Source organism: Curtobacterium sp. MMLR14_006 (assembly GCF_001864985.1).
GTDB lineage: Bacteria > Actinomycetota > Actinomycetes > Actinomycetales > Microbacteriaceae > Curtobacterium.
Window position 1 is genome coordinate 177824 of record NZ_MJGU01000025.1, and the last position, 11849, is coordinate 189672.

11 protein-coding genes are annotated in these 11849 nt (G+C 71.9%); 1 reads left to right on the top strand and 10 read right to left on the bottom strand.

Annotation, left to right across the window (positions count from 1 at the left end):
* The first annotated feature begins 23 nt into the window (after window positions 1-23).
* Window positions 24-467, top strand: a complete 444-nt coding sequence (locus BIU94_RS16070; protein WP_071262962.1) for a DUF2510 domain-containing protein — start codon at window positions 24-26, stop codon at window positions 465-467.
* A gap of 161 nt (window positions 468-628) precedes the next feature.
* Here the strand turns inward: BIU94_RS16070 and BIU94_RS16075 are convergent, their stop codons facing one another.
* The 10 genes from BIU94_RS16075 to BIU94_RS16120 form a co-directional block, all read right to left on the bottom strand.
* Complete coding sequence (locus BIU94_RS16075) at window positions 629-1636, bottom strand: site-specific tyrosine recombinase XerD (RefSeq protein WP_254784832.1); 1008 nt, start codon at window positions 1634-1636, stop codon at window positions 629-631.
* A complete protein-coding gene (locus BIU94_RS16080) occupies window positions 1633-2214 on the bottom strand; it encodes a DUF1349 domain-containing protein (RefSeq protein WP_071262982.1) in 582 nt (193 codons plus the stop codon). The genes BIU94_RS16075 and BIU94_RS16080 overlap by 4 nt, the downstream gene beginning before the upstream one ends.
* A complete protein-coding gene (locus tag BIU94_RS16085) occupies window positions 2211-2786 on the bottom strand; it encodes an NUDIX hydrolase (protein ID WP_071262987.1) in 576 nt (191 codons plus the stop codon). The genes BIU94_RS16080 and BIU94_RS16085 overlap by 4 nt, the downstream gene beginning before the upstream one ends.
* Window positions 2787-2941: 155 nt before the next feature.
* Window positions 2942-4657, bottom strand: coding sequence for a CTP synthase (locus BIU94_RS16090; protein ID WP_071262989.1), 1716 nt, complete (start codon window positions 4655-4657; stop codon window positions 2942-2944).
* Between the two features lie 270 nt (window positions 4658-4927).
* Window positions 4928-6622, bottom strand: coding sequence for a DNA repair protein RecN (gene recN, locus BIU94_RS16095; protein WP_071262993.1), 1695 nt, complete (start codon window positions 6620-6622; stop codon window positions 4928-4930).
* A 52-nt stretch (window positions 6623-6674) separates the two neighbouring features.
* Window positions 6675-7607 carry an NAD kinase gene (locus BIU94_RS16100; RefSeq protein WP_071262995.1) on the bottom strand — a complete coding sequence of 311 codons (933 nt, stop codon included), beginning with the start codon at window positions 7605-7607 and terminating at the stop codon, window positions 6675-6677.
* Complete coding sequence (locus BIU94_RS16105) at window positions 7604-8437, bottom strand: TlyA family RNA methyltransferase (RefSeq protein WP_083404918.1); 834 nt, start codon at window positions 8435-8437, stop codon at window positions 7604-7606. The genes BIU94_RS16100 and BIU94_RS16105 overlap by 4 nt, the downstream gene beginning before the upstream one ends.
* A complete protein-coding gene (locus tag BIU94_RS16110) occupies window positions 8430-8618 on the bottom strand; it encodes a hypothetical protein (RefSeq protein WP_139196431.1) in 189 nt (62 codons plus the stop codon). Before BIU94_RS16110 ends, BIU94_RS16105 begins: the two co-directional genes overlap by 8 nt.
* A gap of 10 nt (window positions 8619-8628) precedes the next feature.
* Complete coding sequence (locus BIU94_RS16115) at window positions 8629-9606, bottom strand: HAD-IIA family hydrolase (RefSeq protein WP_071263003.1); 978 nt, start codon at window positions 9604-9606, stop codon at window positions 8629-8631.
* A 25-nt stretch (window positions 9607-9631) separates the two neighbouring features.
* A complete protein-coding gene (locus tag BIU94_RS16120; protein WP_071263069.1) occupies window positions 9632-10435 on the bottom strand; it encodes a hypothetical protein in 804 nt (267 codons plus the stop codon).
* Between the last annotated feature and the right edge of the window lie 1414 nt (window positions 10436-11849).

Below are 11849 nucleotides of genomic sequence, written 5' to 3' on the forward strand. Positions count from 1 at the left end.
CCCCCGCACCACGAGGAGGACCCGTGACCCTTCCGGCCGCAGGCTGGTTCCCGGACCCGCAGGACGCCAGCCGCCTGCGTTGGTGGGACGGTCACGCCTGGGGTGACGCCACGCGGGTGCTGCCGAACCAGCCGGAACCCGTCGCTCCGGTCGTCGTCGCCGCGGCCGGCCCGTCGTTCTCGGTGCACACGGGGTCGCTCGGGGTCCACGCTTGGGCGTCCGGCGTGCAGGACCGCCGCTTCTGCGTGTTCACGATCGTCGCGGTGTTCTTCGCCCTGCTGTCCGTCCGCGTGAACCCGATCGGTGCGAGCAGTGTGCTCGCACTCGTGTCCGGGGTCGTCGGGATCGTACGCCCCGGCGCGACCGGCCCCTGGCGAGTGCTGGCCCGGAGCATCGCGGCGAGCGCCGTCGTCGTCGCCGTGGCCACCGCAGCGGTCGCCGCCTCGGTGCAACTGCACCTCTTCTGACCCGCGGGTACCGCCACCGAACGACTTCGTGAGCAGGAATGGTCGCGTCCGCCACGCGAACCCGATCATTCCTGCTCACCGAGCGAACGACCGGCCGAACGAACCCGAGCGAACGCCCGGCCGGCAGGCCGGACCCGCCCGGACGACCTCGCCCGACCGCCCTACCGCCGCGCCCGCGGGTGCGCCGTCTGGTACACGTCCCGCAGCATGTCGGCGGTGACCATCGTGTAGATCTGCGTCGTCGCGACGCTCGCGTGGCCGAGCAGTTCCTGCACGACGCGCACGTCAGCACCGCCCTCGAGCAGGTGCGTCGCGAACGAGTGCCGGAAGGTGTGCGGGGACACGTGCGCCTCGAGGTCCGCCGCGGCAGCGGCCGCCTGGATCACGAGCCAGGCGCTCTGCCGCGACAGCCGGGCGCCGCGCGCGCCGAGGAACAGCGCCGGTGTCGAGGCACCGCGTGCCGCGAACACCGGTCGCGCCCGCACCAGGTAGGCGTCGACCGCCGCCCGGGCGAAGCTGCCGAGCGGCACGACGCGCTGCTTGTTGCCCTTGCCGGTGACCTTGACCACGGAGAGCTCGCCACCGGCGTCCGACAGGGTCGTGACGTCGTCGACGGACAGCCCCACCGCTTCGGAGATGCGCGCGCCGGTGGCGTAGAGCAGCTCGAGCAGTGCCTTGTCCCGCAGCTGCACCGGGTCGTCGGCGTCCGCCGAGACGGCGCCGAGCAGCCGTTCCATGTCCTCGACCGAGATCGCCTTCGGCAGGCGCATCGGGGCCTTCGGCGGTCGGACCGCGGTGCCGGGGTCAAGTGGCAGCCACCCCTCCCCCGCCGCGAACGCCGTGAACGACCGGACCGAGCTGAGCATGCGGGCGATCGACCGCGGTGCGAGCGGCCCCGACGGTCGGGTCGCCAGGTGCGTCACGAACGCCGAGACGTCCGCGCGCGCCAGCCGGGCGACGTCCTCGACCGCGGAGGCTCCGCCGGCCCGGTCGGCTCCGTCGGACGCCACGACCGGGGCGGACGCCAGCCACGAGGCGAACACCTCGAGGTCCCGCCGGTACGCCGACAGGGTGTGCTGCGAGAGTCCCCGTTCGATGGCGACGTGCCGCAGGTACGTCTCCACGGCGCGGTCGAGGGGCGTGGCCCCCGCTGATGCGGCGGCGGTCAATGCAGCGCTGCGTCGGGTGCGCCCACCCGGAACCCGGTGAACGTCACGGTCAGGCCGGCACGTGTCGGCGCCGCGCAGAGCAGGCCCACCGTCACGTCGGCCCCCGGGTCGAGGTACGCGACCCGGACCAGCCGCGGAGCCTCCCCCGCTGCCCAGGCCCGCACGGTCACGGCATCGCCGTCGCGGCTGACCCGCACCGTCACGGTCCGTCCGACCCACTCCGGCACCGGGGCCACCGACCAGTCCGAGGTCCCCCGCGTGACGACGGCACCGAGCTGCGGCGTCCCGTCCGAGACCTCGACCCCGGCCTTGATCCAGTGCTGCCCGTCGACTCGCAGGAACAGCCCCGCCTGGTCGAACTGCTCCGTGTAGTCGAGGACGAACGACGCCTCGGCCGAGAACGGGCCGTCGACCGCCTGCAGCAGCGCGTGCTCGGAGTCGTGCACGAACCCGTACGAGGTGGTCCGCCAAGCATCACTGCCCTCGACGGCGGTCACGCGCAGGACGTCGCCGTCGAGCGTCACCGCAGCCGGCTCGTTCGTCCACCGTCCCTGGTCGACCAGCGCGGCGAGGCTCACGCGTCGCGCCGTTCGAGCGCGTCCACCGCCAGCACGGCCACGACCAGACCGGAGTTGTGCAGCCGCCCGTCGAGGATCGCCGCCACGAGCTCGGCCCGGGGCACCCACCGCTTCACGATGTCGGCTTCCTCGGCCTCGCGGTCGAACGCGGTCGCCGTGGGCCGGACACCCCGCGCGCGGTACACCTGCAGGAACTCGTTGCTGCCGCCCGACGAGGTGTTGTACCGGACCAGCGGCTCCCACTCGTCCGCCTCGAGGTCGGCTTCCTCCGCCAGCTCGCGCTGCGCGGCGGTCAGGTGCTCCTCGCCCTCCATGTCGAGCAGCCCGGCGGGCAGCTCCCAGTCGCGCACCCGCACCGGGTGGCGGTACTGCTGGATGACGAGCACGCGCCCCTCGTCGTCCTCGGCGTAGACCGCGACGGCGCCGGTGTGGTCGACGTACTCCCGCACCATCGAGTCGTCGTGGTACGCGATCGCGTCACGCCGGACGTCCCACACGGCGCCCTCGTACACGACGGAGGATTCGGTGACCTCGAAGGAGGCCGGCTCGTCAGCGATGGGTGCGTCAGTCACGCAACCATCCAAGCACGCGCCCCTCGCGGAACCAGGTTCCGGACACAGCACCGCGTCGTCCCGCGGTTCCGTGTCCGGAACCAGGTGCCGTGGTCGCGACCGACGGGAGGCGCGGTGCCAGCTGGCACCGCGCCTCCCGTCCGAGACCACTCGCGTTACGCGACCTGCTCCTCGGTCTGCGGGTCGAACAGGCTGGACGCCTCGTGGCGCTCGATCGCGGCAGCGACGAGCCCCGCGAACAGCGGGTGCGCGTCGGTCGGGCGCGAGCGGAGCTCCGGGTGCGCCTGCGTCGCGATGTAGAACGGGTGCACGTCGCGCGGGAGCTCGACGTACTCGACCAGGGTGCCGTCCGGCGACGTCCCCGAGAACACGAGGCCGGCCGCGGCGATCTGGTCGCGGTACTTGTTGCTCACCTCGTAGCGGTGGCGGTGCCGCTCGGAGGCCTCCGGCGCACCGTACAGCTCCGCCGCGAGCGAGCCTTCGGTGAACGACGCCGGGTAGAGGCCGAGGCGCATCGTGCCGCCCATGTCGCCGCCCGCGATGATGTCGACCTGCTCGGCCATCGTCGCGATGACCGGCGTCGAGGTCTCCGGGTCGAACTCGGTGCTCGATGCGTCGGTCAGGCCGGCCTCGTGCCGGGCGTACTCGATGACCATGCACTGCAGGCCGAGGCACAGCCCGAGCGTCGGGATGCCCTGCTCGCGGGCGAACTGCAGCGCGCCGAGCTTGCCCTCGATGCCGCGCACGCCGAACCCACCGGGGACGCAGATGCCGTCGACGTCGCCGAGCTGCTTCGCCGCACCCTCGGGCGTGGTGCAGTCGTCGGACACGACCCACTTCAGCGTGACCTTCGCGTCGTGCGCGAAGCCGCCCGCACGGAGCGCCTCGGTCACCGACAGGTAGGCGTCCGGCAGGTCGATGTACTTGCCGACCAGGGCGATCGTGACGTCCTTCTTCGGCTCGTGCACGGCACGGAGCACCGGGGTCCACGCGGTCCAGTCGACCGGACCGGCGTCGAGCCCGAGCGCGTCGACGATGACCTGGTCGAGGCCCTGGTTGTTCAGCAGCGTCGGCAGGTCGTAGATCGAGGGGACGTCCACCGCGTTCACCACGGCGTCCTCGTCGACGTCGCACATCAGCGCGATCTTGCGCTTGTTCGAGTCCGACACCGGGCGGTCGCTGCGCAGGACCAGCGCGTCCGGCTGGATGCCGATCGAGCGAAGCGCCGCGACGGAGTGCTGCGTCGGCTTCGTCTTCTGCTCGCCCGAGGCGTTCATGAACGGCACCAGCGAGACGTGCACGAAGAACACGTTGTTGCGGCCGAGCTCGTGCCGCACCTGGCGGGCGGACTCGATGAAGGGCTGCGACTCGATGTCTCCGACGGTGCCACCGACCTCGGTGATGATGACGTCGGGCTGCGGGTCGTTCTGCGCCTGCTCACGCATCCGGCGCTTGATCTCGTCGGTGATGTGCGGGATGACCTGCACCGTGTCGCCGAGGTACTCGCCGCGACGCTCCTTGGCGATCACCGTCGAGTACACCTGACCGGTCGTGACGTTCGCCGACTGCGACAGGTTGATGTCGAGGAAGCGCTCGTAGTGCCCGATGTCGAGGTCCGTCTCCGCACCGTCGTCGGTCACGAAGACCTCGCCGTGCTGGAACGGGTTCATGGTGCCCGGGTCCACGTTGAGGTACGGGTCGAGCTTCTGCATGACGACCTTGAGGCCGCGCGCAGTGAGGAGGTTGCCGAGGCTGGCTGCCGTCAGGCCCTTGCCGAGAGACGAGACGACCCCGCCGGTCACGAAGATCTGCTTCGTCACCTTCGGGGTCGCGTTCGAAGAATTGGTACCGCCGCTGAGAGTGTCCGCCACGGGATTCCATCGTACGTCAGAACTGCCGGGAGGCGCGACCTCCGTTCGCAGTGGGCGTTGCGCGGACGGGTGGCCGGGTCCGCGTCGCACGGAGCGAGCTGGCACGGCGCGGGTCGAGCGCACCCGTCGTACGAGGCCAGCTGGCACGACGCAAGGTGACCGCCGCCGCTCCACGGGGCGAGCGCGCGAGATGGTCGGTGGGCTCGCCCGGAAGCGATCAGGACGTGCGAGTCGGGCTCGACCCGCGCCTCCAGGCCGGTCCCGTGCCGGTCAGGCGCGCTGACCGGCCACGTCGAGCAGTTCGCGTGCGTGCTCGATGCCGCTCGCGCTGTCTCCGAGACCCGAGAGCAACCGGGCCATCTCCTGCAGCCGGTCCTCGCCCTCGAGCCGCCGCACGCTCGACGACGTCACCGCACCGCTGGCGTCCTTCACGACGTTGAGGTGGTTGTTCGCGAACGCCGCGACCTGGGCCAGGTGCGTGACGACGATGACCTGGGTGCGCTCGGCGAGCTTCGCCAGGCGTCGCCCGATCTCGATCGCCGCCGCTCCACCGACGCCGGCGTCGACCTCGTCGAAGACGAACGTCGGCACCGTCGTGCTGCCGGCCATGACGACCTCGATCGCGAGCATCACCCGCGACAGCTCCCCACCGGAGGCCCCCTTGCCGATCGGCCGCGGGTCGGTGCCGGAGTGCGGCTGGAGCAGGATCGACACCTGGTCGCGGCCGTGGCGCCGGTACTCGCCGGCGTCGGTGACCTCGACGACCAGCGTCGCCCCTGCCATGGCCAGCGTCTTCAGCTCGGTCGTGACCCGCTTCGCCAGGTCCGTGGCGGCCTTCGTGCGCGCCGTGGTGAGCGCGCCGGCAGCATCGGCGAGGGCCTGCTCGTCCTGCTCCACCGCACCCTGCAGTGCCGCGATGCGGTCGTCGTCGCCGTCGAGCTCGAGCAGTCGGTCGCTCGCCCGTTGTCCGTACGCGATGACGTCGTCGATGGTCTCGCCGTACTTGCGGGTGAGCCCGGCGAGCAGCGCCCGCCGCTCGTTGATGACCTCGAGGTCGTGTCCGGCGTCCGGTTCCAGCGACCCGAGGTAGCTCGAGATGCTCGCAGAGGTCTCCGACGCCTGGATGCCGAGTTCGGTCAGCTGCTCGAGCACGGGCTGCAGTGCGGCGTCCGATGCGACCACGCGCTCCACCGCCCGTCGTGCGGACTCGACCAGGCCGATGACGTCCGAGACGCCGTCGAGTGACTCGCTCGACAGGGCCTCGTGCGCGAGGGCCGCGGACAGACGGAGCTCCTCGAGGTTCCCGAGCCGGTCGGCACGCTCGCCGAGCTCGACGTCCTCGCCGGGTTGCGGGTCGACCGCCTCGATCTCGTCCGAGGCGGCACGGATGCGCTCGGCCTCGGCCACCCGGTCGTCGCGGTCACGCGTCAGGGTCTCGAGCTCGGCGGCGTGCGCCTGCCAGGCGTCGTAGGCGACGACGTAGCGCCGCAGGGCCTTCTCGAGGGAGGCACCCCCGAAGCCGTCGAGCGCCGCACGCTGGGCGGTGGCGGAGGTCAGCCGGATCTGATCGGACTGGCCGTGCACGGTCACGAGCTGGTCGGCGAGCTCACCGAGCACCGCGACGGGAGCACTCCGGCCTCCGACCGTCGCCCGGCTGCGGCCCTCGGCCGACACCGTACGGGTGAGGATGAGCTCGCCGTCCTCGACCGCGCCGCCGGCGTCCTCGACACGCTCGGCGACGGCGGCGTGGTCGGGGACGTTCCACCGGCCCTCGACGATCGCGCTCGACGCACCGCGCCGCACGGACGCGGCATCGGCGCGGGAACCGAGCAGCAGCCCGAGCGCCGTGACGATCATGGTCTTGCCGGCGCCGGTCTCACCGGTGACGACCGTGAACCCGGGACCGAGTTCGAGCGTCGTCTCACCGATGACCCCGAGGTCGCGGATCGCGATCTCCTCGATCATCGGTCCTCCTGGTCGGTCGTCGCGGATGCGGTGACAGGGCGTCCCACACGGGTCACAGGAGGTCACCGTCCTCGTCGTCGGACTGCGGCCCGCGCCACCCGGCGACCGGCAGCTGGAACTTGGCGACCAGGCGGTCGGTGAACGGGGCGTCCTTCAGTCGGGCGACCCGGACGGGGTCCGGGGACCGTCGGACCTCGACCCGCGCGCCCGGGGGCAGGTCGTGCGTGCGGCGCCCGTCGCACCAGAGGACGCCGACGCCGCTGGTGCGCCGGAGCACCTCGACGGCGAGCGTGCAGTCAGGGCCGACCACGATGGGTCGGGCGAACAGGGCGTGCGCGCTGAGGGGCACCATGAGCAGGGCGTCGACGTCCGGCCAGACGATCGGGCCGCCGCCGGAGAACGAGTACGCCGTCGAGCCGGTCGGCGTGGAGACCACCACACCGTCGCAGCCGAACGAGGACAGGGGACGACCGTCGACCTCGGTGACGACCTCGAGCATGCGCTCGCGCGAGGCCTTCTCGATGGTCGCCTCGTTGAGAGCCCAGCTCGAGTAGACGACCTGGTTGCCGACGACGACGTCGACCTGGAGCGTGACGCGTTCCTCGACGTGGTACTCGCCGGAGAGCGCGCGTTCGACGGTCTCGGCGAGGGCATCCCGCTCGCTCTCGGCCAGGAAGCCGACGTGGCCGAGGTTCACCCCGACGAGCGGCGGGCGGGTGTCGCGCACGAGTTCCGCAGCGCGCAGGATCGTGCCGTCGCCGCCGAGCACGATGACGATCTCGAGCTGGTCCGCCTGCACGTCGACGCCGAGGATGTCGACCTGGCCGACCGAGGCCTCGGCGCGCCGGATGTCGGCGTACTCGTCGAAGGGCATGACGGGGTTGAGGCCGGCCGCGTGCAGGAGGTCGCAGACCTCGACGGCAGCGTCGATCGAGTCACGGCGGCCCGTGTGGCTCACGAGCAGGATGTGCCGGTCCTCGGTCATGCGGTCCCCTCTGTCAGTTCGGTCGCTCGGAGGATCCATTCTGTCGGATTGCCCCCGACACCGCGCTGGAAGTGCGCGAGGTACTCGTGGTTGCCGTGCGTCCCGATGATGGGCGACGCCGCCAGACCGGAGGTGCCGAAGCCGAGGTCCCACGCCGCCCAGAGCACGTTCATCAGCGCGTCGTGCCGCAGGCCGGGGTCGTGCACGATGCCTTCGCGGACACCGGTGCGTCCGACCTCGAACTGCGGCTTCACGAGCAGGACGAACTCGTCCGCCGGGACCGCCTCGACGAGTGCGGGCAGCACGAGCCGGAGCGAGATGAAGGAGAGGTCGCCGACGACCAGCGAGGTCTCGGGCGCCGTGGCGTCGAGCGCCGCGTAGTCCGCCGCGGTGAGGTTCCGGGCGTTCGTGCCCTCGACGACGACGACCCGCTCGTCGAGCGCCACCGAGGGGTGCAGCTGCCCGTGCCCGACGTCGAGCGCGATGACCCGACGGGCCCCTCGTGCCAGGAGCACCTGGGTGAAGCCGCCCGTGCTCGCCCCGACGTCGAGCACCACACGACCCGACGGGTCGACCGCGAAGGCGTCGAGCGCGCCGACGAGCTTGCGCGCCGCACGGGACACCCACTCGTCCACGACGTCGACGACCAGTTCGGCGTCCTGCGTCACCGGGGTCGAGGCCTTCACGACGGGGTGGCCGTCGACCGTGACACGGCCGTCCTGGACGAGCTTCGTCGCAGCCGTGCGACTGCGGGCGAGCCCGCGCATCGCGAGCAGTGCGTCGAGGCGGACCGGGGTCGCGTCGGGTACGGCGCCGTCCGGCTCAGGCACGCGCGGTGCCACCGGTCTCGAGCCGTGTCCGGAGTTCGTCGTGCAGGGCCGAGAACGCGTCGGCGCGCTGCTCGAGCGGCAGCGACTCGGCCGTCGCGGTCCGAGCGGAGAAGTCGTCCTGCTCGTCCTGCTCGACGTGCTCGACGTCCTCGACTGCGGACGACTGCTCGGGGTTCGGCACGTCCAACACGCTACTCGCCGCCGTACAGCTGCGGGTCGACGTCGAGGCCGTAGATCGCCAGGCCCGACTCCCAGATCAGGGTCGCCCCGGCGCGGAGCCGATCGATCGCCGTCCCCGCGTCGAGGACCCGGACCACGTGCCCTCGCATGGCCACGGTGGCGCTGCCCATCGTCACGTACCGCGTGCCGTCCTCGTCCTCGCGGCGGACGGTCACCGGGTACGGCGCCGACAGACCCCGCAGGTCCTGCAGGACGAACGTCGGACGCGACCGCTGGTCGGCCGCGAGCACCTGCTTGGCCTGGTCGATGCCCGTGAGCACGAGGACGCTGGGGATCCCCGCGTCGTTCGCGCCCTTGATGTCGGTGTCCAGGCGGTCGCCGATGAAGATCGTCCGGCCGCTGCCGAAGCGCTGCACGGCGGCGTCGAAGATCGGGCGCTCCGGCTTGCCGGCCACGACGGGCATCCGCCCCACGGCCTGGTGCACGGCGGACACGAGCGTGCCGTTGCCCGGCGCGATGCCGCGCTCGACCGGGATCGACCAGTCCATGTTCGTCGCGACCCACGGCACGTCCGGGTCGGCGAGGGCGAAGGACGCCTCGGCCAGTTCCTTCCAGCCGAGGTCCGGCGAGAAGCCCTGGATGACGGCCGCAGGGGCGTCCTCGGCGCTCGACGTCACGGTGAACCCGGCCGCCTCGACGATGCTCGACAGACCGATGCCGCCCGTGACGAGCACGGTCGCCCCGGCCGGTACGAGCGTCGACAGCAGCTGGACCCCCGCCTGCGACGACGTGACGACGTCGTCCTCGGACACCTCGAGCCCGTAGCGCGCCAGGTGCTCCGCGACGTCGACGGGTCGCCGCGAGGCGTTGTTCGTGATGTACCCGACGCGAGCGGTCAACGACGCGCGGGTCAGGGCCTCGACCGCGTGCGGGATCGCGTTCCGCCCGCGGTACACGACACCGTCGAGGTCGGTGAGGACGACGTCCACACCGTCCGTCGGCGGCCTCGGGGTGTCAGCCGGCTGCGGAGCCGTCGACGTCGCGGGGGTTGTCGTCGTCGATCTCGCCGAGGTCGTCGTCGGGGTCGTCGACGTCGTCGAGCTGGTCGGTGTCGTCGAGGCCGCTGACACCGGCTGTGGGCTCGTCGACGCGCTCAGCGTCGGCTCCGGGCCCGTCGTCCCTGGGTTCTTCGACCTCGATCGTTTCCTCGACCACATCAACAGTCTCCCATGCGTTCTCGTCGGCGATCTCGGACAGGGCCTGGGCGGCGCGATCGACCCGCGCCCACCACTCGTCGGCCTCGTCCTGGCGACCGAGCTCCTCGAGCGTGGCCGCGTATGCACTGTAGAGCGCCGGCGACCAGGTGTAGGCCGTCGACGGGTCGAGCTGTGGAATCTCCAGCTCGCCGAGGGCGGCTGTGGGATTCCCGAGGTCCAACCGGGCGCCGGACATCGCGATCGCGAGTTCGACCTGCACCGGCGTCTCGAGCGCCGACCGTTCGACGGACCGACCGAGCTCGAGCGCACGTTCCGGACGCCCGAGGCCGCGCTCGCAGTCCACCATCATCGGCAGCTGGTCGTTGCGGCCCGAGATCCGTCGGTACGTCCGGAGCTCGCGGAGCGCCGTGGCGAAGTCGCCCAAGCGGTACGCGGTGATCGCTGCGGTCTCACGGACCACACCGACACGGCCGGCACGGCGCGCTGCGCTCAAGGCGTGCTGGTTCGCCGTCTCGGGGTCGTCGTCGACGAACATCGCCGCGGCCACGAGGTGGCGGGCGACCCAGTCCGCGTTGTCCTTGCTCAGGGTCTTCAGCTCCATGCGGGCTGCCGGGTCGAGGTCGCGCGCCTGGATCTCCTCGGGGATCTCCGGGTCGTCGTGGCGCGGGCGGATCGACTTCGTGCCGTACGGGTCGCGGTCCTCCCAGTCGTCCCGCGCAGCCTCGCCGAAGCGGGCACCGGCATGGCGGGTGCCGTCGCCGAAGCGGCGACGATCCTCACCGCCGTCGCGGCGCGGGCGGTCGGACGAGCCACCGCCGTAGGACGGACGGTCACCGTCACGACGCGGACGGTCGGATGAGCCACCGCCGTAGGACGGCCGGTCACCGTCACGACGCGGACGATCAGAGGACCCCCCGCGGTACGACGGACGGTCACCGTCACGAGACGGACGGTCAGACGAGCCACCACGGTAGGACGGACGGTCACCGTCACGACGCGGGCGGTCGGACGAGCCACCGCCGTACGACGGACGGTCACCGTCACGACGCGGGCGATCGGACGAGCCACCACGGTAGGACGGACGGTCACCGTCACGACGCGGACGATCGGAGGACCCCCCGCGGTACGACGGACGGTCACCGTCACGAGACGGACGGTCAGACGAGCCACCACGGTAGGACGGACGGTCACCGTCACGACGCGGACGGTCGGACGACCCACCGCCGTACGACGGACGGTCACCGTCACGACGCGGACGGTCGGACGACCCACCGCCGTACGACGGACGGTCGCCATCCCGACGCGGACGGTCCGAGGACCCGCCGCGGTACGACGGACGATCACCGTCACGAGCCGGCCGGTCGGACGACCCACCACGGTACGGAGGACGGTCGCCATCGCGACGCGGACGGTCTGCGCCCCGAGGGCCGTCACCGCGCGGCGGACGGCCGGAATCCCCACGGTCGCTCCGCCACGAGGGACGGTCGTTCCGGTCGCCCTCACGGAACGGACGGTCGCCGTCGCGACGCGGAGCGCCGTCGCGACGAGCAGCCCCGTCGCGGAACGGTCGGTCACCGCGCTCGGGACGCCGATCGCCCTCACGGCGTTCGAACTCGCGGGGACCGGACGACCAACGGCCACCACGGTCGCCACGGTCGCCGTCGCGACGCGGAGCGCTGTCACGGCGAGGGAACCGGTCACCGTCGCGTCGAGGCCGGTCTCCCCGATCGCCGTCGTTCCGTCGCTGGTCGTCGTCGTTCGCCACCGTTGCTCCTCATCGCGTGCCCGAGTCAGAACCAGGGCGTTCGTCCGCTGTGTCGTTGTGTTGGATGCCGCATCGGTCACCCGACACCCGGACTCCAGTCCATCACGAACCAGAGCCGGCGTCGAGCGGCCGGGGCAGAAACAGAAATGGCCACCGGCCTCGATCGAGAACGAGGGTCTCCCCTGCGAGTTCTCGATGGAGGGCCGATGGCCACATCTTTCTTACGTTGAGTCCGGCGGCGTCCTACTCT

Bases quoted from the DNA above. Each gene is read 5' to 3' on its own strand.
- BIU94_RS16100 (WP_071262995.1), bottom strand. From the start codon at position 7,607: ATGACCGAGGACCGGCACATCCTGCTCGTGAGCCACACGGGCCGCCGT.
- BIU94_RS16120 (WP_071263069.1), bottom strand. From the start codon at position 10,435: ATGGAGCTGAAGACCCTGAGCAAGGACAACGCGGACTGGGTCGCCCGC.
- recN (WP_071262993.1), bottom strand. From the start codon at position 6,622: ATGATCGAGGAGATCGCGATCCGCGACCTCGGGGTCATCGGTGAGACG.